Source organism: Acinetobacter lanii, assembly GCF_011578285.1.
GTDB lineage: Bacteria > Pseudomonadota > Gammaproteobacteria > Pseudomonadales > Moraxellaceae > Acinetobacter > Acinetobacter lanii.
Map to the genome: position 1 here is coordinate 1,901,303 of NZ_CP049916.1, position 25,012 is coordinate 1,926,314.

29 protein-coding genes are annotated in these 25,012 nt (G+C 42.4%); 8 read left to right on the plus strand and 21 right to left on the minus strand.

All coding sequences use genetic code 11. From position 1 onward, the window contains the following. Positions 1 to 12 precede the first annotated feature (12 nt). Positions 13 to 336, minus strand: a complete 324-nt coding sequence (locus tag G8D99_RS08855; protein WP_166324663.1) for a hypothetical protein — start codon at positions 334 to 336, stop codon at positions 13 to 15. Positions 337 to 516: 180 nt separating this feature from the next. Next, positions 517 to 876, minus strand: a complete 360-nt coding sequence (locus G8D99_RS08860) for a hypothetical protein (protein ID WP_166324666.1) — start codon at positions 874 to 876, stop codon at positions 517 to 519. A gap of 229 nt (positions 877 to 1,105) precedes the next feature. Here G8D99_RS08860 and G8D99_RS08865 point away from each other — a divergent pair, with 229 nt between their 5' ends. The 3 genes from G8D99_RS08865 to G8D99_RS08875 all read left to right on the plus strand — a co-directional run bounded on the left by G8D99_RS08865 (position 1,106) and on the right by G8D99_RS08875 (position 2,482). After that, complete coding sequence (locus tag G8D99_RS08865; protein WP_166324668.1) at positions 1,106 to 1,339, plus strand: SEL1-like repeat protein; 234 nt, start codon at positions 1,106 to 1,108, stop codon at positions 1,337 to 1,339. A gap of 158 nt (positions 1,340 to 1,497) precedes the next feature. Continuing rightward, on the plus strand, positions 1,498 to 1,887 hold the full coding sequence (locus tag G8D99_RS08870; RefSeq protein WP_166324671.1) for a DUF2750 domain-containing protein: 390 nt from the start codon (positions 1,498 to 1,500) through the stop codon (positions 1,885 to 1,887). Positions 1,888 to 2,050: 163 nt separating this feature from the next. Next, positions 2,051 to 2,482, plus strand: a complete 432-nt coding sequence (locus G8D99_RS08875) for a CBS domain-containing protein (protein ID WP_166324674.1) — start codon at positions 2,051 to 2,053, stop codon at positions 2,480 to 2,482. 86 nt (positions 2,483 to 2,568) lie between these two features. Here G8D99_RS08875 and trpB read toward each other — a convergent pair whose 3' ends face one another. From trpB to G8D99_RS08920, 9 genes are all read right to left on the minus strand, one after another. Beyond that, the gene (gene trpB / locus G8D99_RS08880) at positions 2,569 to 3,777 is read right to left on the minus strand and encodes a tryptophan synthase subunit beta (RefSeq protein WP_166324677.1); all 1,209 of its coding nucleotides are present in this window, start codon (positions 3,775 to 3,777) and stop codon (positions 2,569 to 2,571) included. A 116-nt stretch (positions 3,778 to 3,893) separates the two neighbouring features. Further along, positions 3,894 to 5,081, minus strand: coding sequence for a vWA domain-containing protein (locus G8D99_RS08885; RefSeq protein ID WP_166324680.1), 1,188 nt, complete (start codon positions 5,079 to 5,081; stop codon positions 3,894 to 3,896). A 14-nt stretch (positions 5,082 to 5,095) separates the two neighbouring features. Further along, a complete protein-coding gene (locus G8D99_RS08890; RefSeq protein ID WP_166324683.1) occupies positions 5,096 to 5,947 on the minus strand; it encodes an AAA family ATPase in 852 nt (283 codons plus the stop codon). Positions 5,948 to 5,975: 28 nt separating this feature from the next. Continuing rightward, positions 5,976 to 6,392: a hypothetical protein gene (locus G8D99_RS08895; protein ID WP_166324686.1), complete on the minus strand. Its 417-nt coding sequence runs from the start codon at positions 6,390 to 6,392 to the stop codon at positions 5,976 to 5,978. Further along, positions 6,385 to 6,690 carry a YcgL domain-containing protein gene (locus G8D99_RS08900; protein WP_166324689.1) on the minus strand — a complete coding sequence of 102 codons (306 nt, stop codon included), beginning with the start codon at positions 6,688 to 6,690 and terminating at the stop codon, positions 6,385 to 6,387. Before G8D99_RS08900 ends, G8D99_RS08895 begins: the two co-directional genes overlap by 8 nt. A gap of 179 nt (positions 6,691 to 6,869) precedes the next feature. Then, complete coding sequence (locus G8D99_RS08905; RefSeq protein ID WP_166324692.1) at positions 6,870 to 8,012, minus strand: ribonuclease D; 1,143 nt, start codon at positions 8,010 to 8,012, stop codon at positions 6,870 to 6,872. Positions 8,013 to 8,303: 291 nt separating this feature from the next. After that, positions 8,304 to 8,900 carry a recombination mediator RecR gene (gene recR / locus G8D99_RS08910; RefSeq protein ID WP_166324695.1) on the minus strand — a complete coding sequence of 199 codons (597 nt, stop codon included), beginning with the start codon at positions 8,898 to 8,900 and terminating at the stop codon, positions 8,304 to 8,306. Between the two features lie 12 nt (positions 8,901 to 8,912). Further along, the gene (locus G8D99_RS08915; RefSeq protein WP_166324698.1) at positions 8,913 to 9,242 is read right to left on the minus strand and encodes a YbaB/EbfC family nucleoid-associated protein; all 330 of its coding nucleotides are present in this window, start codon (positions 9,240 to 9,242) and stop codon (positions 8,913 to 8,915) included. Between the two features lie 65 nt (positions 9,243 to 9,307). After that, positions 9,308 to 10,495 (minus strand): O-succinylhomoserine sulfhydrylase, encoded by a 1,188-nt coding sequence (locus G8D99_RS08920; RefSeq protein WP_166327657.1) that lies wholly within the window; start codon positions 10,493 to 10,495, stop codon positions 9,308 to 9,310. Positions 10,496 to 10,635: 140 nt separating this feature from the next. On the opposite strand from G8D99_RS08920, the gene G8D99_RS08925 reads away from it, so the two are divergent. From G8D99_RS08925 to G8D99_RS08945, 5 genes are all read left to right on the plus strand, one after another. Next, on the plus strand, positions 10,636 to 11,754 hold the full coding sequence (locus G8D99_RS08925; protein WP_166324701.1) for an alpha/beta fold hydrolase: 1,119 nt from the start codon (positions 10,636 to 10,638) through the stop codon (positions 11,752 to 11,754). A gap of 52 nt (positions 11,755 to 11,806) precedes the next feature. Next, positions 11,807 to 12,691 carry an NAD(P)-dependent oxidoreductase gene (locus G8D99_RS08930; RefSeq protein WP_227554401.1) on the plus strand — a complete coding sequence of 295 codons (885 nt, stop codon included), beginning with the start codon at positions 11,807 to 11,809 and terminating at the stop codon, positions 12,689 to 12,691. 80 nt (positions 12,692 to 12,771) lie between these two features. Continuing rightward, positions 12,772 to 13,038, plus strand: coding sequence for a YARHG domain-containing protein (locus tag G8D99_RS08935; RefSeq protein ID WP_166324707.1), 267 nt, complete (start codon positions 12,772 to 12,774; stop codon positions 13,036 to 13,038). A gap of 31 nt (positions 13,039 to 13,069) precedes the next feature. Next, on the plus strand, positions 13,070 to 13,483 hold the full coding sequence (locus G8D99_RS08940; protein ID WP_166324710.1) for an HIT family protein: 414 nt from the start codon (positions 13,070 to 13,072) through the stop codon (positions 13,481 to 13,483). A 393-nt stretch (positions 13,484 to 13,876) separates the two neighbouring features. After that, entirely contained in the window at positions 13,877 to 14,968 is a 1,092-nt protein-coding gene (locus G8D99_RS08945) for a porin (RefSeq protein WP_166324713.1), read from the plus strand. Positions 14,969 to 15,071: 103 nt separating this feature from the next. On the opposite strand, the gene G8D99_RS08950 is transcribed toward G8D99_RS08945, so the two are convergent. From G8D99_RS08950 to G8D99_RS08995, 10 genes are all read right to left on the minus strand, one after another. After that, on the minus strand, positions 15,072 to 15,809 hold the full coding sequence (locus G8D99_RS08950) for an adenosylcobinamide-GDP ribazoletransferase (protein WP_166324716.1): 738 nt from the start codon (positions 15,807 to 15,809) through the stop codon (positions 15,072 to 15,074). After that, positions 15,806 to 16,411: a histidine phosphatase family protein gene (locus tag G8D99_RS08955; RefSeq protein WP_166324719.1), complete on the minus strand. Its 606-nt coding sequence runs from the start codon at positions 16,409 to 16,411 to the stop codon at positions 15,806 to 15,808. Before G8D99_RS08955 ends, G8D99_RS08950 begins: the two co-directional genes overlap by 4 nt. A gap of 20 nt (positions 16,412 to 16,431) precedes the next feature. Then, a complete protein-coding gene (cobT, locus tag G8D99_RS08960; RefSeq protein ID WP_166324723.1) occupies positions 16,432 to 17,484 on the minus strand; it encodes a nicotinate-nucleotide--dimethylbenzimidazole phosphoribosyltransferase in 1,053 nt (350 codons plus the stop codon). Beyond that, positions 17,481 to 18,002 (minus strand): bifunctional adenosylcobinamide kinase/adenosylcobinamide-phosphate guanylyltransferase, encoded by a 522-nt coding sequence (gene cobU / locus G8D99_RS08965; protein WP_166324726.1) that lies wholly within the window; start codon positions 18,000 to 18,002, stop codon positions 17,481 to 17,483. Before cobU ends, cobT begins: the two co-directional genes overlap by 4 nt. Beyond that, on the minus strand, positions 17,999 to 18,628 hold the full coding sequence (locus tag G8D99_RS08970) for a 2'-5' RNA ligase family protein (protein ID WP_166324729.1): 630 nt from the start codon (positions 18,626 to 18,628) through the stop codon (positions 17,999 to 18,001). Before G8D99_RS08970 ends, cobU begins: the two co-directional genes overlap by 4 nt. 179 nt (positions 18,629 to 18,807) lie before the next feature. After that, the gene (locus G8D99_RS08975; protein ID WP_166324732.1) at positions 18,808 to 20,145 is read right to left on the minus strand and encodes an MFS transporter; all 1,338 of its coding nucleotides are present in this window, start codon (positions 20,143 to 20,145) and stop codon (positions 18,808 to 18,810) included. A gap of 88 nt (positions 20,146 to 20,233) precedes the next feature. Beyond that, positions 20,234 to 22,507, minus strand: a complete 2,274-nt coding sequence (locus tag G8D99_RS08980; protein WP_166327659.1) for a TonB-dependent receptor — start codon at positions 22,505 to 22,507, stop codon at positions 20,234 to 20,236. Between the two features lie 126 nt (positions 22,508 to 22,633). After that, positions 22,634 to 23,911 (minus strand): MFS transporter, encoded by a 1,278-nt coding sequence (locus tag G8D99_RS08985; RefSeq protein WP_166327661.1) that lies wholly within the window; start codon positions 23,909 to 23,911, stop codon positions 22,634 to 22,636. Further along, entirely contained in the window at positions 23,899 to 24,279 is a 381-nt protein-coding gene (locus tag G8D99_RS08990; RefSeq protein WP_166324735.1) for a hypothetical protein, read from the minus strand. The genes G8D99_RS08985 and G8D99_RS08990 overlap by 13 nt, the downstream gene beginning before the upstream one ends. Then, on the minus strand, positions 24,276 to 24,935 hold the full coding sequence (locus G8D99_RS08995; protein ID WP_166324738.1) for a GNAT family N-acetyltransferase: 660 nt from the start codon (positions 24,933 to 24,935) through the stop codon (positions 24,276 to 24,278). The genes G8D99_RS08990 and G8D99_RS08995 overlap by 4 nt, the downstream gene beginning before the upstream one ends. Positions 24,936 to 25,012: the final 77 nt, after the last annotated feature.

The following is a 25,012-nucleotide window of genomic DNA, read 5'->3' on the forward strand; positions in this document are numbered from 1 at the left end:
ACAGAGCTGATTCTATTCGTCTTCTATCGCCATTGCTGGATATTGATTAATACGCGAAGATTCAAAGTGATGTGCATGCATTAAACGATAAAACTCAAAGTTACTCATTTTTTCTTGAATTAAAAGTTCGCGTGCCATCTCTTGGGTTTCGGCAAAAGACTGCTGTTTGGACAATTGCACCACTTGGTTGAATTGTTCATTATTGACTGGACGGATTAAGGCATAAATTGCAGTCATTAAAATGAACGCAATAATTCCACCTAAAATGGCATTAAAGAGAGACTCGATTTGAAATTGCGATTTAAATTTTAAAAATTGATCTTTGGAAATGAGCATGTACTACCTCTAATTGCAGGTAGTTTAATCGGGCTTGCGTAAAAAATACAGTGTATCGCTCAACAAGGCATTGAAAATACTTTGCTGAGCGCATTTCATCACGTTCTCTATAATTGTCCAAAGCACTCTATTTCGAAAGCTTTCTAAACAAAAATAGATTTGAATAAATGGATTGTATGCTTAGGAAATCATGCCACGAATCACTGTAAAGTACAAAATAAAGGCAATCAGTGCTAAGGCTAAAATAATCACAAAAACGCTAACCCCTGCCTCAGCATGTGGAGGATGCAGATCATCATCATCTGCAATACGGCGTAGCTCGCCATCATAGTAACGATAAAACGCTGCTTTTTGCGCAGGATCTAAAGTGTTGACGAAGTCATAGACGCGTTTGCGCTGTGCCAAGCAATAATCACCGAGCCGAATATCTTGACGAAAAATTGCTTCATCTAGCTGTTTTCTATGAAATTGTGCCAATGCAACCACTTGAGACTCAACTGGAGGAACATCAAAATTAAATCCATCAATTGTATTTGACATCTTCTTCTCCTTTTAAAATTTTATTAGATGACTTAATATACCGCTATTATGCTTAAAGTTTAAACATTTAAGCAATCATAATATGAATAAAACAATTATATTTAGTTGACAAGTTAAATAATTTGTAATATTAGTTTAACAATACGATGTTATCTTGATTTTTGACCTCTTGGGTCATCTTCATCTGTAATTGTTGTACATATCATAATTAGAAAATAAGGAGTTTTATATGATTAATCAAATCTCTCAACAAGAACTCGAGCATTTATACTCGAACGCTGTAAACACCATTCAATTTGAAATGAATTTTTCAGATGCGGTGTCTGAACTTGAACAAGCAGCACGCGCTGGTCATGGTAAAGCAGCAATGTTCTTGGCTGAATTATACCTTCAAGGTTTCCGTGTTGAACGAGACTCGCTCAAGGCGCAGTATTGGCAACAGATGGCCACCATGCAAGCATAAAACGTCACTTCGGTGGCGTTTTTTAAACCCTAAATTTCTTAAACATATTGATAAAAATTCATAAATTCTTACGATTCAGATCAAAGCCGCAACTGAACTTTCACATAATCAATTTATAATAAAAACACTAAATTTTTAGTGATCAATGTTCCATCGTCATGAAAAAATATATTAAGTTGCACCCTTCAGCAAAAGATTCAATGTTAAAAATTTCAATTCTAAAAACCATGATGTATTGCGGGGTACTTTGGGGCCTTTATCATCCTGAACATCAAGGCTGGGCGATTAAAGCCGAAAAAAATGATTATATCTTCCCGTTTTGGCTCAGTTCTTTACAAGCCATTCATTACGCCAAAATCCATTGGCCAAACTATGTGCCAAAAAAAATTACACCCAAAGACTTTGAACAATCACTCATGCCGACATTGACCCGTTTGCATGTTTCACCGACCTTGTTTAACCATAAATCACGCCGTTTCAAACTGTCTACTGCACAGATGCGTTTGTTTTTCTTTAATGATGCTGATTTAAACTTGGCAGTTGCTTAACTGCGTTTAGGGTATGCAGATCGACATTATCACTATAGCGTCATGCATGATCTGTTTGAACTCGAGCGTACTGTGTTGAAACCATGAAAGTCATTGCAATCACAGATAATTTGGTTTATTAAAATAGTTAAATAAATAGAACAATGCCAAGCGAGGTACATACATGACTACCGTTGCACAAGTGCTTCAAAATAAAAACAACGTTGAAACATCAACCATACCTCCAAGCGCAACTGTCCTTGAAGCCATTCGCCTAATGTCCTCTAACAGTATCGGTGCGATTGTGGTGGTTGAGTCAGAAAAAGTCGTCGGCATTCTTTCCGAACGGGATTACACCCGCAAAGTGGCGTTAATGCACCGTAAATCAGATCAAACTTTAGTATCCGACATTATGACTTCCAACGTGATTTCGATCAGTCGTAGCCATAGTGTAGATGACTGTTTAAGCCTGATGACCGAACGCCATATTCGTCATTTGCCTGTCGTTGAAAATGAACAATTGATTGGCATAGTCTCGATTGGAGATTTGGTCAAAGCCACTATGCAAGATCAGAAAGTGCTGATCGAGCAGCTACAACAATATATCTCAAGCTAGTACACCCAGCTTCCATCGAAAAGCATACTCATAACGCATAAAAACCTCTCAATCGAGAGGTTTTTTAGCTGAATCAAACTTTAAAATCAATTCAGTCCGAGTTTTTCAGCCACATAATCTGAGTCTTTATCGCCACGACCGGAAAGATTGACCACAATTTTGGTGTCTTTTGACATTTGTGGCGCTTCACGAATCGCCCATGCCACTGCGTGTGAACTCTCCAATGCCGGCACAATCCCTTCAACGCGTGACAGCGTCATGAAAGCATCTAAACACTCTTGGTCTGTGGCAGTACTGTACTGCACACGGCCTAAATCTTTTAAGAAACTGTGCTGCGGCCCCACGCCTGGATAGTCCAGACCCGATGCAATCGAATGCACCGGTAATGGCTCACCATTCTCATCTTCAAGCACATAGCACGCCATACCATGAATTTGACTTGGTTTGCCCAACGTCAACGTTGCAGAATGTTGTGTGGTGTCTAAACCATGACCTGCAGGCTCTACACCCACTAACTTTACTTCAGGGTCATTTAAAAATGCAGTGAAAGCACCCATTGCGTTTGAACCCCCGCCTACACACGCCACAATATAGTCAGGGTAGGCATTAAAACGGTCTTGGCTTTGTACTTTAATTTCATCACCAATAATGGCTTGGAAGTCACGTACCATTTTTGGAAATGGATGTGGGCCAACCACAGAACCAATCGCATAAATAAAGTTTTTCGGGTCTTTTAAATATTCCTCAAAAGCGCTATCCACCGCATCTTTTAAGGTCGCAGTACCACGCGTCACGGAAATCAGGGTTGCACCCAAAATTTTCATTTTCACGACATTAGGATGTTCTTTTTCAATATCCACTTGTCCCATGTGAATTTCACATGGAATGCCCACCAAAGCACATGCAGTTGCCAAAGCGACTCCGTGCTGACCTGCACCGGTTTCCGCAATGACTTTGGTTTTACCCATATATTTGGCAAGCAATGCTTCACCCAAGCAATGGTTGATTTTGTGTGCACCGGTATGGTTTAAATCTTCACGTTTTAAGTAAATTTGCGCGCCACCCAACTGCTCTGAAAGTCGTTTGGCATGAAATAAAGGACTTGGACGTCCGACATAATGCGCAAAGAGGTCTTTCAGCTCATCCTGAAATTCTTTCGTATGACGAATTTCTTCATACGCAAGATTGATATCATCCATGGCTTGTTTTAAATCAGGTGGAATAAACTGACCACCGTAGACACCAAAGAAACCCGCTTCATTGGGTAATGCAATTCCATTGATTTGATGATCCATATCTTTTCCCCCTCGATTTTATTGAACAATGTTCTTGAGTAATACCAATCCATGAACGTGTTTAACCATCAGCATATTACAAATGATTCATGCTTGAATCGAACATTAAGCCATTTTTAGCGAGATAAATATTTGGTCATCTCTTCAATGCCTTTCAAACTCATTGGGTACATATGATCATCAAAAATTTGTTTGATCAAACCAATGGTTTGGGTGTAATGCCAATAGTTTTCAGTTTCAGGATTGAGCCAAGCGGTTTTTTCATAATGACTGCGTAGACGACGTAACCAGACTTCACCCGCTTCTTCATTCATATACTCAACCGAACCGCCTGCTGAACGAAGCTCATACGGTGCCATACTGGCATCGCCAACCACAATTACACGATAGTCTTTAGCATAGGTATTGAATAAATCTTGCGTATTCATACGGGTTGAATTACGGCGGTAATTGTCTTTCCAAACATAGTCGTAAAGGCAGTTATGAAAATAGAAATATTCAAGGGTTTTAAATTCGGTTTTGGCGGCACTAAACAGTTTTTCACATTGCGCAATATGCGCATCCATTGAGCCACCGACATCAAAGAGCATCAGGACTTTAATGCGGTTACGACGTTCAGGCACCATCTGTACATCTAAAATGCCTTGTTTAGCCGTTTCTCGAATGGTTTGATTGATATCAAGTTCTTCTTCTGCTCCTTGACGTGCAAACTTACGCAAACGACGTAGCGCCATTTGCATTTGGCGTGTCCCTAAAATCTGCTCATCATCCAAATTTTGATATTTGCGTTGTTCCCAAACCTTTACTGCTGATCGTTTACGTCCCGGCCCACCAATCCGCACCCCTTCAGGATGATCACCAAAAGCACCAAAAGGTGAAGTTCCACCGGTACCAATCATACGATTGCCCCCTTGATGCTTTTTATGTTGTTCGCGCAAACGCTCTTCCAACATTTTCATCAATTCTTCAAGCGAACCCGCTTTCTGTAAGGCTTCTCGTTGTTCAGGGGTAAGATGTTTCTCTAAAAGCTCTAGATCAAACCATTCTTTCGGCAGTTGACCTACTTTACTCAACAGATCTTCGACATCAAAGGTATGAATCCCCTCAAAGTAGTCTTTCATAGCACGATCATATTTATCAAAGAAGCGTTCATCTTTGACCATGACCGTTTTTACAAGCTGATAAAAATCATCTTGATCAGCAAAGACTAAACCGGCACTAATGGCTTGATTGAGATCGATGAGTTCACGCGTCGAAACGGGAATCCCGTATTTTCGCAAGGTATAAAATAATCTTACGAACATCAGCATTCACCCCATTAACGACGTGTCATAAACGCGAGACGCTCAAGCAGTTGTACATCTTGTTCGTTTTTAATCAGTGCACCATACAGCGGTGGTATGGCTTTAGAACGATCATGATTGCGTAGCACATCTTCAGGCATATCATCTGCCATGAGTAAGCTTAACCAATCAATCAATTCAGAGGTTGAAGGTGGTTTTTTTAAACCTGGAATTTGGCGAAGTTTAAAAAATACCTGTAGTGCTTCACTGACCAAAGTGCTCGATATACGCGGGAAATGCACCGCAATAATTTCACGCATGGTCGCTTCATCAGGAAATTCAATATAATGAAAGAAGCAGCGACGTAAGAATGCATCTGGCAATTCTTTTTCATTATTTGAGGTGATAATCACGATCGGACGCTGTGTCGCGGTAATGGTTTCCCCTGTTTCATAGACAAAGAACGACATTTTATCGAGTTCATGCAACAAATCATTCGGGAACTCAATGTCTGCTTTATCAATTTCATCAATTAACAGTACACAGCGTTCTTCGCTGGTAAAAGCATCCCACAATTTGCCCGGTTTAATGTAGTTATTGATGTCATAAACCCGTTGATCGCCCAATTGGCTATCCCGTAGACGAGACACCGCATCATATTCGTATAAGCCTTGTTGCGCTTTGGTGGTCGATTTGATGTGCCAAGTAATCAGTTTTAAACCTAAACTTTCAGCCACCTGTTCAGCCAATAAAGTTTTACCTGTACCTGGTTCACCTTTAACCAACAGTGGTTTTTGTAATGCACGCGCTGCTTTCACAGCAAGTTTTAAACTATCCGTAGCGATGTACTGATCAGTACCTGAGAATTGTTGAGCGTCCGCTGTCATGTTTGACCTTATTTTTATTAAATAACAATTAAAGTGGAGAAGAAATTTTTACTGTTTTAGAAGCCTGTGTAGCAGCTTTATTGGCACGATATTTCGACCAAAAATAGCCTGCGATTAATCCCACCGCCATGACAAATGCAATCAGAGAAAGATTAGACCAAATTAAAGGTGAATCCTTGGTCAATACACCAAACAGAAAACCAAAGGCCGCAGGTGCAATCCCTGAATTTGGACCTTCGGAAATGGTCGGTGTGGCTAAAATGGCAAAAATCACCACCCACGTGATGCCACCGAGTGGCGAAGGCATGCGTTTTGCAATCGCATACCAGCACCACAAAATGATCAATGTGCCAAGAACATAAACTGTAATGGCAATACTGTCTTCAGGGATTGAATCGAGTACTGATAAGACGTTGGTCCATATTCCTGATTGATCTTCACGCACCGCGCAATCCTTCTGGTTCTACCGCATTTGGGTTGATTAAGCCTTCTGGTGGCAATTGAATATAATAGCCTTTGGTTTGAATGGAATCCATCACATGTAAGACATTAGCACGGGCTAACTTTTTTTCTGCATGCAATTCAAGTTTCATCACAAACGTAGCACGACCAAATGCTGTTTTCAGCGCATCTGACAACACCGCCAATGGATCAGCTTGCTCTTGCTCATCTGAACCATTTACACTTGCAACGTAAAGATACATTTCATCTTTTTTGCTTGATTTGTAGATTTCACACAACATTTTTATACAACACCCATAAAACACAATGCAAAGCATACAACAAAATAATGTTGGAAACATTAAGCTTTGTTAACGCAGCAGTCGTGAATAGAATCTAAACACCTTAGTTGTTAATTCTTTGATCAATTGATGCTATAAAAGTGCGATTTAAACGCAGGCTCACTAAACAATCCTGACCATTAATCATCCACTTTCATTTGTGCAGTTAAATACGCGGCGTCTTTATTTAACAACTCAATTAAAGGACGGGTGAGCACTTCATAACGCCAGCCCAACAAATAACTCGGTAAATCTTGTTCATCACCATGAAAAACCACATGCTGATACAAAGCACTCAGCCACTTCTTACGCATCAACACTTCTTTAGGTATATCGATTTCAGTGGCTATTTGCGTGATTAAATCATCGACATCTTGGGTGACCCCTTTCGATGAATGACGTATTGGACGCGCAATGCGGAGTGGCCATTCTTCTGCCGGCGGTAACATTTTAATAATGTCTAAAATGGTTTTACCGTGTTCACGGATCACGTTGGGACGGATTTGCTTAATCTGAGCCAATTGGAAGTTATTCTTCGGATTTTGCTCGACCAAATCAATCATGGTGGCATTTTTTAAAATAAAGCTGCGCGGTTGATTCAGCGCTTTGACCATTTCTTCTCGCCATACACTGAGTAATTGCAACTGCATCAACTGACGGCGCGAATGACGATAGTTGCCCACATCGGTGTAGAGCTTTTGTTTGGGCGTTTCGGTGGCAATCTCGAGGGTGAGATTGCGACAATCTTCTAAAACCGCTTCATACATGCCTTTGGTATGCAGTTCACATTTCAGTTTATCTGCCAATTGCATAATGTACAGTACATCATTGGCCGCATAATTTTTCTGTTCAATGCTTAAAGGACGTGCCAACCAATCTGAACGGGTCTGATCTTTATCAATATCAATATTTAAAATATTTTTCAGGGCATTTTGATAACTGACTTGTAAGCCATGTCCTAAGAAAGACAAGGCCACTTGCGTATCAAAGACATTATTCAGCGGTAATTGATCTGCATAATGATAAATGAGATCAATGTCTTCACCACAGGCATGAAATACATTTTGATTGGCATTAAAAATTTTTAGCCAAAATTGAGAAAGATCTAATGTGGTGCCATCGAGCAGAAAAATTTGACCTTTGATATTAATTTGTAAAACGCCTAGCTTCGGCCAAAAAGTATCAACTTTAATAAACTCGGTATCTAAACCATAGATGGTCGTCTGATCCATCAGGTTCAGCACATTCTCAAGTTCGCTTTGTTGACTAATAAATTGGAACATAATATGTATGATTTAAAGTTTTAGATCTTAATAGCTGATAATTCTAACCTAATTATCCATTTTAAATATAATACTTTAAGCCACATCCTCCTCAACTATCTGTTTTTTAACCAGTTCAATTCATATGATCTATAGTTTAAATGAATCAGTTAAAACCACACATTCGAGTGCATTTTTATTCAATAAATCGATTATTGTTGATTTACTCCGATTGAAATAATGTTACATATCTGAAATGCATTACCGTAAAGATTTGTAATTTATAGATAAAAAAATAAGCACATTGAGTGCTTATTTCATTTGCATACGATTATGAAGCGCTTGGCTTAAAGTATGGCTGTCGACATACTCCAATTCGCCCCCTTGTGGAACGCCTTGAGCAATGCGGGTCATCCGAATCGGCAAATGCCGTGTCGCCTCAACCAAGTAGTGTGCAGTCGCTTGACCTTCCACCGTGGCATTGGTGGCCAACACCACTTCCTGCACATGCCCTGCGGACAAGCGTTGAATCAGAAAGGGAATCCCGACTTCTTCAGGACCAATCCCATCGAGGGGTGATAAATGTCCACCCAACACATGATACTTGCCACGGAAACTGCCACTTTGTTCAATTGCCATCACATCTGCAGGTGATTCAACCACACACAATAAACTGTCATCGCGTTCATTGGACAAGCAGATATGACATACTTCATCCTCAGTCAATGAGTGACAGATCGAGCACTCATGAATATATGAGGTTGCTTCATTAAGTGCATGTGCTAAACCTACTGCGCCTTGCTTATTTTTCATAATCAGGTGCAATGCCATACGCTGAGCCGATTTCGGCCCAACGCTAGGTAGGATTCTCAATGCCTGAACCAGCTGATCAAAACGATCGCTAAACATTGATGATCTTCCTTAGAACATACCTGCTAAACCAGGTGGCAAGCCCATGCCTGCATTGGCAGACTTCATTTTTTCTTCAGAGATCACTTCTGCTTGACGTGCTGCATCATTCATTGCAGCAGCGATCAAGTCTTCGATCATGTCTGGATCATCTTGAAGTAGTTCAGGGTTGATTTCGATGCGTTTTACCACATTACGACAGGTCATGGTCACTTTCACCAAACCACCGCCCGCTTCTGCATGAACTTCAGTATTGGCAAGCTCTTCTTTGGCTTTCTTGACATTCACTTCCATGTCTTTTTGCATGCGCTGTGCTTGTTGCATCAACATATTAATGTTCATAAAGATCTCCGAACATAAATTTCAATTTTAAATCAGGGAATAATCGGTTCTAAAACGATCTGTTGTTAAAGCAAATCTAAACCACGTTGAATATCACGAATGATATCATCAATATCTTCTAAACCAACAGAGACACGGATTAAACCTTCACTAATTCCAGCAGCTTGTTTGGCTTCAGCCGACATTCTGCCATGCGATGTGGTCGCTGGATGGGTAATGGTGGATTTTACATCCCCTAAATTACTGGTGATGGACAAGAATTTAGTGTTGTCAATCACCGTCCAAGCGCCTTGACGCTCACCTTTCACCACAAAGGACACCACGCCACCAAAACCGGACTGCTGTTTCTTGGCAAGCGCATGACCTGGGTGCTGTGGTAAACCGGCATAATAGACTTTTTCTACATTCGGATGTGCATCTAACCATTCAGCAAGTTTTTGCGCGCTGGCACAATGTGCCTTCATACGCAAACTTAATGTTTCCAAACCTTTTAAGAAAATCCAGGCATTAAATGGACTGAGTGAATTACCCAGTGTACGAATCACACCGGTAATCTCTTCCATCAGTTTTGCACTACCAACCACAGCACCACCTAAAGCACGGCCTTGACCATCAATGTATTTGGTGGATGAATAAATCACCAGATCCGCACCAAATTTTAACGGGCGCTGCAATATCGGTGTACAGAAAGTATTGTCGACTGCAAACAATGCCCCATGTGCATGGGCAATGTCGGCAATGGCTTGCATGTCACCCACTTGAGCCAATGGGTTGGATGGCGTTTCAATAAACAGTAAGCGTGTGTTTGGACGAATCGCTTGCTTCCAAGCGTCTAAATCGCCCAAATCGACAAAGGTCACCTCTACGCCAAATTTGATCACATATTTTTCAAATAAAGACAGAATCGAACCAAACACTGCGCGCGAGCAAACCACATGATCACCCGACTTTAAATACGCCAAGGTAATCGCATGTACACCGGCCATACCTGAACTGGTTGCAACCGCAGCTTCGGCACCATCTAAAACGGCCAAACGCTTTTCAAAGGCTTGTACCGTTGGATTGGTATAACGTGAATAGGTATTGCCTTCGATTTCACCTGAGAATTTGGCTGCGGCATCTGCTGCATTTTCACATACGAAAGATGAGGTTAAAAAAATCGGTTCGCTGTGTTCGCCTTCGGCTGTGCGATTGTGACCGGTACGGATGGCTAAAGTATCTAAGTGATATTCGATGTCGTCTTGCTGGCTCATTGTCATTACTCAGTCCATCGACTGCCTTTGTGAATAATTGCCAACATTTTGAGCGTTTCAAGCATTTAAGGTCAAGGCAAAATAAGCAATTATCGTATACACTTCGAACAAATCATATGATTCTGAGATATTCACTCCTCATGCAACATTTAAAAAAGCACTTGAAAGATCAACAAACTAAATTTAAAAATTTGGGCAAGCGTGTTTTTTACGGTAAATCACTGGTCTTATCTCAGGCCATGCCCTATGAGGTGATTGGTGAATATAAAAAATCAAAGATTCGTTATTATGCCTCTCCCAATAAAAAATATGCTGAGCCCTTGGTCTTTGTTGCCCCGTTGGCGATCAAAATGGATATTTATGACCTCTATCCATATCGATCTTTAATTAAATATTTTGTTGAACAAGGCTTTGATGTGTATTTGTTGGATTGGGGTCGTTTTAGTTATCAAGACCGTGATCTTAATTTTTTAAGTTTTATTGATGATGCGATCCCTGAGTGTATTGCTCAAATTCGTGCACATTCAAAATCAGATCAAATTTCATTGCATGGTTGGAGTATGGCCGGGGTTTTTGTGACCTTATATACCGCACTTCAGCAACCGAATTATGTAAAAAACTTGATCGTGTTAGGTACGCCAATTGACAGTTTTGCATCCGGTGCAATTGGTAAACTTTACCAAAAAATTAACCAATTTTTAGATGGCAAATATGCCCTGCAACATCGCCTGTATCACGGCGGTATTCCAAAACGTCTCCTGCATACGCCGGGAGTGCTCAATGCGATTGGCTTTAAAATTTTAGACCCGAAAGGTTGGTACGAGGGTCAAAAGCAATTGCTCTCCAATTTAGATGACACTAAATTATTGCATGAACATGCCACCTTAGGTCATTTCCTCAATCACATGATTGACTACCCAGCAGGCATCAATCAGGACATGCTGTTCAATGTTTGGCTCAGAAATCCACTCAATCAAGGCTATATACAATTAGGCGATAAGAAAATCGAATTAAAACATATAGATTGCTCGCTCTTTGTTGGCGCGGGTCGCAGCGATCAAATGGTCACAGCGGATGCTGTACGACCATTGACTGGATTGACAAATAGTGGAGATGTCACGTTTACTCTGATTCCCGGAGGACACTTGGGACTGATGTCGAGCCAAAGAAGTGCCGATGAATTTTGGCCTCAATTGTCCACATGGTTGGCGGACAGATCGACCTCTATTTCAGCAAGCAAAACGCAAAAAAATGCTTAACAGATGAGGTCGAGGTTCAATCTATTCAACATCGCTTCACATTAAACATGACATAAAAGAGACAGACATGACGACAGTTGCATTCATTGGATTAGGCGCAATGGGTTACCGCATGGCAGCGCATTTACCCAAACATTTTGAGACCGTTTGGGTATGGAATCGAAATTTTGAAAAAGCCAAACAACATGCAACTGAGTATGGCACCCAAGCGGTTGAATTGAGCCAAGCCGTACAAGCCGATCTGATTTTTTCATGCTTACCCACCAGTCAAGACGTTGATGCATTAATCGATCAAGTGCAGATTAAATCCGGCGCGATTTGGATCGACTGTACCAGTGGTGTGCCTGAAGCAGCTCGCGCTTTATCGAGCAAGCTTCAACAGCACAATGTGCAATTTTTAGATGCGCCTGTCAGTGGTCAAACCATTGGTGCTGAAAATGCCACACTGACCTTTATGGTCGGTGGTGATGCAGATGTATTTGCACAAGCGCTGCCTGCGATGCAAGCCATGGGTAAACTGATCAAGCATGTCGGTGAATCAGGTGCAGGTTTTGCGGTAAAAGCGGTGAATAATATGCTAATGGCGGTACATTTGTGTGCTGCGGCAGAAGGATTTACCACTTTAAAAGCGCATGGTGTGAATTTGCATGAAGCACTAGATTGTATCAATGAATCGAGTGGTAAAAGTGGCGTGACTGAAAATGTATTACCACAACGTGTACTGAATCGTGCTTTCCCTTTGACCTTTGCATTGCCTTTACTCGCTAAAGACACTGGTATTGCGGTAGATCTGGTGCGTGAAGCAAAACTTTCAGCCCCGATTATTGGCTTAACCCAAAGCTTAATTCAAGCCGCGAATGACACTGCTGCGCCTGATAGTGACTTTTCTGCTGCAGTAAAAATGTACGAATCATGGAGTAAAATTACCTTAGAATAATTTTTAAGCATTGAAATCCCTCAATCTGACCCTATAATAAAAAGTAAGACAAAATATTACATGTCTCATTGAGGGCTCTCATGAAAAAATTATTTCTAGGTACCATGTCTGCGATTTTAATGACATTTGGGGCAAGCGCATTTGCTGACAATGCGAAAGAATGCGAAAAACTGCAGGATGATTACAATGTGATTTATGCAGCCAAAGGCTTCTGCTTTAAAGACCCTGAAACCAAAGCCAAGTTTGGCAATGACAATTGCAATACCACCAAGCCAAAATTCTCAGAAAGAGAACAACAAAAGCTTGACGCCATCAAGGATCGTCAGAAAGAATTGAATTGTAAATAATTCAATTTTCAACTGAATCAAGGAATACACAATGACTTACGATGATCAAAACATTTTTGCACGAATTTTACGTGGTGAACTTCCTGCAATTAAAGTCTATGAAGATGATCAAGTCTTGGCTTTTATGGACATCATGCCTCAAGCTGATGGCCATACCCTTGTGATTCCGAAATCACCTGCGGTGACCTTGTTAGATTTGGCGCCTGACGCTGCAGCCTATACCATTCAAATTGTACAAAAAGTGGCAAAAGCCATTGAAAAATCCTTGGATGCCAAAGGCATTGTGTTGATGCAATTGTCGGGTGCTTCAGCGGGTCAAACGGTACCGCATGTTCACTTTCATTTAATTCCAAGCTCTGTACATGAGTTAGGCAAACACGCCTTAACCATGGGTGATCAAGAAAAAATTAAAGCACTTGCGGAAAAAATTAAAGCGGCGCTTTAAATCATAGTCATTCATTTATTGTCATTTCAAGCATATAAAATAAGTAAAGAAATGAGGCCCAGTGCCTCATTTTTTATGCCCTATTTTTAATGAACCCATTGATATTTTAGTGCTTGAATGAGCCTAAATACGCTGCAACTTTTCATCAGCATTATTGACAGTGGTTCTTTAAACCCATTCAGTCATTGCACTCTTTTGTGATTCTAATAAAGTCCATTTCTACATCCAGACCTAGACCTTGTCATATTTCTTCAATCAAATCTTCATCATTTTGCAAGATAAGCTTCATTAAACTGACTTATCTATATCCAATACTGAGTCCAACCAATATATCTTCACAATCTGTGTAAGGTATTGAGTCAAAACCAAATATAAGGCGTTGTTGGAGCAAAAATGAATAAAACAGTCTGTGTATTTACCATTGGGGCAATTTGCATGACATCGGTCTTAAGCCATGCTGCAGACGTTAAAATTTACGGTCGCGCAAATATTTCGCTCGACTATTTAGATGATGGCAAAGACTATAACGTGTTCACAGTCACCTCAGATGCGTCACGCATTGGTTTCAAAGTCGACCACAAACTTGAAAATGGCATGACGGCTTTTGCACAAATCGAACAAGAAATTAATTTTGCCACAGGCACCAATGATGCCAAAGCCAATACTTTTGCGACACGTGATACTTTTGCCGGGATCAGCAGTGAGCAATATGGTCAACTGCGTGTCGGACGTTTTGATGGCCCCTTTAAAATTGCACGTAGTCCGGTCAATTTCTTTGGCGATATGGTCGGTGACATGCGTAACTTGACCCGTGCAGGCAGTTTAAGATTTGATGAACGTAACGACAATACGGTGGAATATAAATCACCAAAATTTGGCGGTGGCTTTAATGTTTTAGCCGGCATCTCAATGCAAAATGGCGTGCAAGTGGCTCAACAACCCAATGGTGATGAAGTCAGTGACACCAAAGCCTATGATGCAGCCATTACCTATAAAAAAGACCGTTATGATTTGGCAGCGGCCTATCAAAAATTTGAAGAAAATGCATCAAATTCTTCACCGACCACCGCCCGTGATTCTTACCGTGTGGCAGGCGCTTATAAAATCACTGATGCACTAAATCTTGGTGCTTTATACCAGTATTCTCAATATGATGAAAACACCGCAAGCAATGCTGATGCTCAGATTTTTGGTTTAGCCGGTGAATATAAATTCACCCCAAAAACCTTGCTACGTGGTGAATACTTTTACCGAGATGTCGATGCCGAGGACAGCAACTCAAGCATGATTGCTTTGGGCTTGGAACATAAACTTGACCCACAATTTCGGGTATATGGTAATGTCGCAACCGTCTTGAATGACGAAAATGCCAACCTTGCACCTTGGCGAGAGGGTCGCGCCAACGCCAATGCAGCCTCTCCTGTGCTAGCAGCGATGGGTGAAAATGCCACAGCGCTTTCACTGGGTTTCCGATACGACTTCTAAAGAACTGATTCAGCGTTTCGTGATTAAATTTTTATTTAAACCCTATAAAAAAAACACGCTACGGCGTGTTTTATATTTTTATACGGACAAAACTGGAATTAACTTAATAAAACAATACACAGGCAAATGAAAAAATCGATACCGCTTCTATGATCTCGATACTGGCGCCTACCGTATCCCCTGTAATCCCACCAATACGCTGAATAAATTTATGCCTTAAATAGACTAAGCTGAACATAGCGATCATCGCCGTGAATATACCAACCCAAGAAAAGATCAGACACATCAGCAAGCCGGCAATGATCATGATACTGGCCCACATTTTAGGGAGATGTTCCCCCATCGCTGTACCCAAACCTTTTTGACGCACATAATTTGTGCTTAGAAATAGGAACAAAGGACACAGTCGGCCTAAGATGGGAAATAAAATCAAGGCCAAACTTTGCTGTTGTTGCAAGATGATATAAACACTTACAAACTTGATCATACATACCATGATCAAACTCAACACCCCAATTGGACCACAGCTCGGATCTTTCATAATGTTTAAGGTGCGTTCAGCATCGCCAAAACCGCCTACCCAAGCATCTGCAGTATCCGCCAGTCCATCGAGATGTAAGCCTCCGCTCATCCAAATCCATAGCACACTCACCATGACCGTCAGCAGAATCATCGGCAGTGCATGTAAAAGCGTCACGATTCCAAATAAAACCAAGCCCATCAATAGACCGATGATCGGATAAAACAACAAGGATTGCGCATTTTCTTTGGGGGTCGGCATACGTTTAAGCTGTACAGGCAAGGTGCTTAAAAACTGCAATGCAATCCAAAATGGCATCATGGTTGTTGCTCCAACAGGCGAATCCCTCGTTCATCACTCAATAGGAATCGATTCAATTGTCCCAACTCGGCTGACATACTGAGGATCTTATCTAAAGGTTGGTTTTCAGCTAAACATTTGAGTAATTTAATCACCCCACCATGCGTGACCACCAAAGCCGATTTGAATTGATGTTGATGCATCGTCTGTTGCATGTGCGCTAAGGCTGTGCCAACACGATGTTTAAAATGAGCTAAGCTTTCCGCATTTGGGGGTGTATAGAAGGTGGGCTGCTCCCAAAACTGCGCCAATAAATCAGGCGATTTTGCATAAATCTCAGCGGTGGAAATCCCCTCCCAGTCACCAAAATGCATTTCTTGAAGCGACGCATCCAAAAACAGAGGAAGTTGTCGTTGTGCTGCCATAGATTCAGCAAATAGTCGACAACGCTGTAAGGGTGAGCTAAAAATCACATCCCACGAAATATGATGCTGTTGTATCGACTGATCTACCGTAACATGCATTTGTTGCCAACCGAGTTCCGTCAAAGCATCATCGGTAGAGCCTCGCAAGGTATGACTCAGCGTGGTTTCTCCATGGCGAAGTAGATCAATCTGATACATCTTTATTATCCCTTTGCCATTCAGACTTTATCACCAATCACAGCCGCTTCGGCAAAGGTCGCCATGTGATTGTGTAGACTGCATGCCAGTTTAATCACCCCCAATGCTGCCCCTGCACCACTGCCTTCACCGAGCCTTAAATTGAGTTTCAACAAAGGTTCAGCTTTAAGTTCAGCCAGTAAGCGGCGATGACCATATTCTGCTGACTGATGACCAAATAGCATCCATTCACGTACCGCAGGATTTAAGCGCACAGCGACTAAGGCAGAAACCGTACTGATAAAGCCGTCCACCACCATCGCTAAACCGAGTTGCGCACAACGAATATAAGCACCGGTCATGGCCGCAATTTCTAAGCCACCTACTGCACATAAAGCTTTAAATGGATCTTGAGCCACATAGTCTTGATGCAATGCAATTGCTTGATCAATCACCTGTTTTTTATGACTCAGTTGTTCTTGACGAATACCTGTGCCCACACCGGTGAGTTGTTCCGCTGGTTCATTTAATAAAAAACACGCCACAGCAGAAGCTGAACAGGTATTACCAATGCCCATTTCTCCTGCCACATAGATCGAAGCACCTTTTGCCACCGCATCTTCTACACTTTTAGCACCCAGTGACATAGCTGCTGCACATTGAGCTTCAGTCATGGCTACGGTTTTAGCAAAATTCGCTGTTCCTGGGGCAATACAATGACGCTCAACCCCAGCATATTCATAAGTATCGCCGACTGAACCACAATCAATCACCTGTAAGTGCGCATTATATTCTTTGGCAATCACACTGATACAGGCACCGCCAGTGGTGAAATTTTGCAACATTTGGCGGGTGACCGCTTGCGGGTAAGCCGAGATATTCTCTTCCATGACCCCATGATCACCGGCAAAAATGCTAATCCAAGGTGCATCAACATTGGGCCGTGGCGTGTTTTGCAAACTTGCCAAGGTGATTGCTGTATTTTCAAGTTCAGACAATGAACCGGTCGGCTTAGTCAATTGTAGTTGGCGTTCAGTCGCCGCTTGTTTTGCCTCGATACTCGGGACTTTGCATGACGCTAACCACCAATTCATTGTTTCTCTCCTTTTAAGGTCATGGGAAATCCCGCAACACAAAATATAACGCTATCGGCAATTTGTCCCAATTGCTGATGAAGTCTTCCCGATTCATCGACAAATTTTCGACTCAACTGCCCCATTGGCACTACACCTAAGCCGGTTTCATTGCTGACTAAAATGACATCGGACTTTAATTTTTTTAATACCTCTAGTAGCTTTTGACATTCAGTCGCTTGCAGGGCTGACTCATCATGGATAAGTAAATTACTCATCCACAAAGTCAAACAATCCACCAAGATCAAATGCTGTTCTTGATCTAACTGTTCTAAGCATTCAGCCAAATACAGCGGTTCTTCCACCAAAGTCCAGTCAATCGGTCGTTGCTGTTGATGATGCCCAATACGTGCACGCATTTCATCATCATGCGCTTGCGCCGTGGCAACGTAGCTGACCAATCGACCCGATTGAATCGCATGTTGTTCTGCCAAGCGACTTTTGCCGGAGCGTGCACCGCCCAAAATCAGTTCAATCATAATGACCTCAATGGATAGTGATAAAGTTCAGTCAAAGGACCTTGTAACTGTTGCGCTTGATAAATGCCAAAGGTGAGCTGGTGTACCTCAAATTCAAACTGTTGTTGTGGCATCGCCTCAATTCGCTCAAAAATACGCTGACTCAGCATCTCATGCTGATACAAACCGAGCGTAATATGCGGACAATAACTCAGCGGTGCGATTTCTTGCGTATCCGCTGAGAAAATCGATCGAATCTGACTGAGCATCTGTTCTGAATCTTCTACTTCTACAAATAGCGCACTGTCAAAACTGTTAATTCGACCGGTTTTTAGCTTAAATTGAGTCAGTTTATGCGTGTCTAGGTGTTGAATCTGGTTCTTGAACTGACGCTGAGAGAAATCATCATCAAAGATTGGGGTTTGTTCTGTATAAAATCCGCAAATGAACAGCGTAATATGAAACTGACGTGTGTTGGGCTGAAACAAAAGGTCTGAACACTGGTGGCGCAAATCATTCAAATAGCTGAACAGCGCTGGATCATGCAGCTCTAAATACCACAGTGCATAGTGCTGACGACCACGATGCCACTCCGGATAATCATGCGCTTGCGTGGGAATCACCAAGGTGTCAGGTTTTAAAAACACATTCTATTCACGAGCGAAAATGGAGTGCTATTAAAACATGAAATATCCTACGCTTTGCATAGGAGCAAAGTCTAAAACGCTCATTTTTCTTCAATTTATGTCATTACTAGGGTCGAGTTGAGTCAATCTGATACACATTTCTCCTCGTTTGATCTCGCTTTTCATCTTGGGCTGATGCATCAGCGTGAGTTTTCGTGTACAGCATGATGATCAACTGAGGTTTCATTCAAACTGTGTGGGTGGATATTGCGCTGAGTAGCTAGATATTTTTCACGCCAGGCATACGCTGTTAATGCGATTAAGCCGATGATGAGTAAGCCATAAGGTAATGTGCTATGCCATTGGTACAACCCTGTACTGATCAGTGGACCGATGACGAAACTCAAGGCTTGGGTGGCGGTACACCAACTGGCGACTTGAGTTTGCATATGTTGTGGGGCTTGCGCTGCTGCCCCTGTGCTAAAGGCCGGCATCAAACACGCCACGGCGATGCCATAGAACAGATAACAGGATTGGAAAATCCGCAACTGATCCGTGCTGATACTAATGATCAGCCCCATTGCCATCGCTAAAATTCCGACACCCAATAATCGATACAGCGACCATGTTAAATAACGCGCAATCAACACTTGCATACACACCATACTGATTCCGACGATCAGTGAACATTGTGAAAAATACATTGCACTGTCTTGGATGCTTATTTGAAAATGATCTTGCAGATAAAAGCCTGCGGTTAAATTTAAGGTGACAATAGCCACATACAGATAAAAGCCAAGACTCAACCAAAACAGCATCTTTCGGATTGAAGCTTTAGCATTTGCTATATTTGGATGATCGGTTTGTGGTACAGCATCTTTTATCGGGCTTAACTGATCCTGTGGTATCACACCTGTTGAGGGCTCGCTTGAAACAAGGGTTAGGTCTTGCGTTTGATCCTGATGTTCATAGCAGAACACAATCAAAATCGTCACTACAGCCAGCAGTGAAACCGCAATCCAGAGTGGGGTTTGCAAACCTCCAATCAAAAAAACTGTGGTCAGAAAAGGCCCTATAACGATGCCTAGACTATTTAGAGCACCGAATTTTGCCATGGCTTGGCTTCGGGTGTGCTCTGCATTGAAAGCAGTCATCACATAGCTTTGTAAGGCGATTTGTGGCATGGCCATAAAAACGCCAGTACTGGCGCGCGCCACGAGCAACCCTAGGAAAACACTCATGATGCCAAGTGTGCTATTGAGGCTATATAGTAGTACCCCTGAAAACAGTGTCCAAGTCAGTGTCATTCCCACAAAGCCAAGCATAAGCAGTTGATAAACACTGTATTTGGCAGGATGTTTTGAAATATATAGCGCTGCAATCGCCATCCATAGTGCACCTGCTGAGACCATTGCCCCACCTTGTAATTCAGACAACTTTAACTGCCGAATAATCGGTGCCAGTAAAGGTAAAATCATGGAAAAGCTGATGCCATTGACCAAACTGGCGAGGCTAAAAATATGTTGATTGCGCGTCATACAGCAGTTTCACTCTGTCCATTTTTAAGAAACATCAATAAAAAGATGCAACTTAAAAAAGGGAGCAATGCTCCCCTTAAAATTGTGTTTAGTATTTGAAGCTATAGCTCAAACCATAGGTTCGACCTTGCGCAGATAGACTGGAAATCGGGCCATAGACCGTTTCAACCGACTGACTATAGACGGACTTATAATCGGTATTCCATGCATTATAAATCCCTAGCCCCAGCGTTCCCGGTCCGACTTTGGCATTGGCAATTACATCCATGGTCACAAAACCTTTAATTTCAGCAGGCACGACCTGTCTTTGTGCAGCGACAACGCTACTGTTAAACGCTTGTGCATCTTTGGCGGCTTTGTCCGTCCCTGCAATCGCTAAGGCTTGGACTCTTAGGCTTTTATTGTCATCAAATTGCCACTCTGAATAGGCCGTCCCTTTTAAAGGCGCGACCCGAATCGCATCCAATTCTTGCCATTTATTTAAGCTATTTTTAAATTGTCCTCGGGTATAGGCCAGCGTTCCCCCGACCGTCCAATCTTTACTGAGTTGATAGGATGCATTGCCCTCGACCCCATAAACCCGTTCATCGGTGTCGACCACATCAATGGTGAAATTAGGACGACCAAATTTCAGGCTTTTATCTGAGTCATTGTAGAAAGCCGTTAATCCTGCATTCAGACCACGATCGGACTGGGTACGCCAACCCAATTCATAACTGTTGACTTTAATCGGATCAATCGACTGACTGTTCACCGCAAAACCTGCAGGCACATCACGTAACATGCGCTGTACATCCGGCAAGTTAGAGCCTTGTGAAAAATTGGCGAACAGCTGTTGCGCATCGCTTAGGTGATAGACCCCACCGATATTAAATAATGTCGCATCATGTTTGATTTTACCGCCATTTAATGGTTTTGGATCATAGCCAGCAACGCCATCTGCGACAATTTGCTCAGAGTATGGGGTCGACTGACTGACCTCACTTTGCACACGTTCATGGCGAATCCCGGCTTGTAGCCCAATACGATCACTCAAATCGAATTGACTCTGTACAAAGAAACCCAATTTGTCGGTTTCTACATCCGGTCCAAATGAATAACGTTTTTGTGGACTGTAATTTAAGCCATTACTTTGCATAAAGGTGTTTAAATCGTATTGACGAATGCTGGCTTGATCGGTTTCATTTTCATAATCCACCCCATAAGTCAGACCGAGTTTTCGACCATTTAAATCAACGTCTTTTTGCAAAGCCAGTCGTGCACCCCATACATCAATATCGGTTTCGGATTGATAGACCAAATAGGTTGATTGTGGCAATGCACTATGCGCTAAACCGCTGACTGAGGGATAATAACGTGCCAACTCATTACGATAATAAGCCTCAGCATTTAAGCTGTGTCCCAAGAGGTCACTATTTTCATATTGGGTGTTCACGCTATAGCGTTCAGTTTTCGGTTGATCCTTCAGCTGTAAGCCTAGAATGGCGTTTTGCGAAGGTTTGGCACCGAACAAAACCGCCAAATTGCTTCCATAATCTGGCCCATAATCACTGTCTTGTTCATCATTAAAATACTGTGTGCCCACACTTAGACTTTGAGTATCACTGATTGACCATTTGACACGACCATTGACATCCAATGTATCAGTGTCTTGACGATCAGTTTGTGCGACTTCAGGACCGACTCGATCACCATGACTGTCTTGAAATTCCCCGCGTTTGGCATAACTTGCACCTAAACTGCCTTTCAGCGCACCTTGATTAAAGGATAGGGTTTGCGAGGCTTCATAGGCCATTGCATCAGATTTGACGTTGCTGCCTGAGGTAATACCGAGCTTGGTTTCAAAATTCAGCGGGTCTTCACCGCCTTGTTTGGTGATGATATTGATAATCCCGCCGGTTGCGCCTGAACCGTAGATACTGCTTGCACCGGATACCACCTCAATCCGCTCGATCATGGCAGGACTGATACTGTTCAACTGACGTGAACCATCGCGATAACCGGTTTGCGGTACGCCATCAATCATGTATTGCACCACCCGCCCACGCATGGTCATGCCATAATTGGAGGTTGTACCACTGCCTGCGGTTAAAGATGGCACAAGTAAACCTAAAATATCTGAGGTGCTTTTTCCAGCATTGGCTTGCTTTTCAATCTCTTCACGATCAATGCGATACACCGTCCCTGCAATATCAGCAATGCTTTTGGCAGAACGGGTGGCTGTGGTCACAATCGCAGATAACTGAGTGGCCTTATTATTTGAGGCTGTCGCAGTAGAAGTTGATGATATGTCATTTTCAGGCTGTGGCTCTCGTGCATACAGTTGCGTTGAAATGGCCAAACTCAATAGACTGAGTTGCATCGGCTTTTTCAAATGGGTAAATGAACGATGTACTTTGAAAGTTTTTTTGAGCTGTTGTATGGCTTTTTTTTGATTTGATCTTGTCATTTTTTAACTACTCATTTTGATCGATGTTGTATTGAGACATTAGGGATTGAGGGATGGATGCTGCACTGAGACATTTTTTTGGATTTGGGAGATAATCAGTTGACTCAAAATCACACTGAGTAGGGATGCAATGGTGAGCACCACATAAAAGTTGCCATAACCGAGTGACTTGGCGAGAAAGCCTGAACTGGCACCGCCAATGAAATACACCAACAGCTCAAAACACACCAAAATGGTGAAATCTGTTCCCGCCTGTTTTTTGGAACTGGTCTGCATGAAGTAAGCATAAAGGGAGGTCATGGCGATATAGCGAATCGCCAATAAAGCCACCACAAACAGCCCTAACAGCAAATGCCATTGCGTAAGCCAACCCAATAAAATCGCAGCGCCTAATAATGCATACAAGGCTGTTCGACACCAACCTGCCCATAACAGCAATCGCGTGGCTTGGACTTTTTTGAGTAAATATGCAGCGCTGACCGCTGCCACCAAGCCCACTCCTGCCCCGACCACTGACATTAAGATGCCGATTTGTGATAAGGACCATTTTAGATCGATGAGCATGGGATTAAGCATCGCCATAGCCGGTGCTTCAACCACACGATAGACCACGATCAACAATAATGCCCACAGCATGTCTTTACGTTTAAAGGCACGAATTAAGCTCGGACGTTCATGTGTGGTTTGATCTGATATCGGCTTTTCTTGAATTTTAAAAACCGCGAGCATGGTTAAAGCAGTCATCACTGCCAAACTGGTCAGTGCCACTTTCCAACCATAATATTGGTACAGCCATAGCGTGACCGCGCCCCCGATCATACTACCGAGTGCCACGCCCATACTTTGTGCCATACTGCCGAGTCGATATTCAGATTCATTGAATGCCTCAACCGTATAGCCATCGATGGCAATGTCTTGGGTTGCTGCAAAACTGGAAATCCATAACCCTACGACGACAAATTCGGTCAAGCCATAATCAAACTGCGTCCACGCTAAAACCAAAACACCGAAGACCAAAGCCATTTGTGTCAGCAATAACCAAGTTTTGCGTTTACCGAGGGCTTTGATATAAAAACGATCAATCAACGGCGCCCAAAAGAACTTAAATGCCCACGGGATATACAACAAAGACAACATGCCAATCCAACGCAAATCGACCCCTTGAGAGCGGAGAATGGCAGGTAAAGCCACATTATAAAAATACAGCGGTAGAGCATGTGCCAAGTACAGCACCACCACCACGCTGAGACCTAATGTGGTGACGGTTTTGAGCGGCGCCGTTGACGATGTCACGGATGAAGGATTTAAGTTGGACATAGCCACCTCTGTACGGCCCATTGCAACGCATCAGCATTGTTGAGGGTCACGTAATACGGTACCCGCCATGCAGCATGCAGAGCTGGTGAATTGAGACGTTGTTGATCGTGTCGATCCTGTGCAATGCGCACCAGACCTAGACAATATTGAAAGAAAAGTTGCTTATATGTTTTATACCAAACCGCTTGTAGCTGGCGGTATTCTTCAGGGAATGTGGTGCCCACAGCGCTGTGCATGACCAAAACAAAGTGCTGTTTTTTTAGTAACAGTCTTTCAACTTGCGTCAGCCACAGTTCAAACTCGGCGATACTGACCTGCCCAGAAAAGCGCATGTCCATAATTTGCATATGCGTGGCAACGTAGCTCATGCTAGCGCCTCAATAGTTGCTCCTTTTATGCCTTGCTGTGATGCTAATGTTTGGGCATAGGCATTGGATTGAGCGAGGTAGTCAGCAAATTTTTGGTAAAAAGCTTCACGGTAGCAGTAATACAACATGGCAGTTTTTTCCGGCATCGGAATCAGCCCTTGTGGCTCATAACACAGCTCCTCAACCACTTTGGCATAGGGCTTAACGGTATGATCAGGCTCGCCCACGATTTTTGCTGAAGCGGCATGTTCAAAAATGTAAAAACTCAATAGACGCATCACAGGTCTTAAATAACCTTTGCCAAATACTGATTTTTCACCGAACAATAAATGCCAACCGAGATCTAAATCATCGCCTTTGTAATAACGCCCAATTCGATCACGCTTGCCTTCATAAATTTCGGTATAACCTACATCTTGACCATTTACACCCACAATCAATAAGCGTTGATGATCATCCGCCAACATCTTGTCGTAATAGACCGTTAGTTCCAGTTCAGATTTATTCAATTGCCACTGCTTTATCACGTGCGGTTCATTCATCCACTGGTGTAAAAGTGGAATATCTTGCGGATATTGCACCTGACGTAAATAATATTGCGTCTCATTCTCATGGTATGGATAAAAATCAGGGAGTTGCTGAGATAAAGTCGTCATATGTTTTGCTCTTCATTCGGGTTTAAATAAGGATTAATTCGCTGTCTTAAGCACTTAAAGTGCCTTGAAAATCAGGT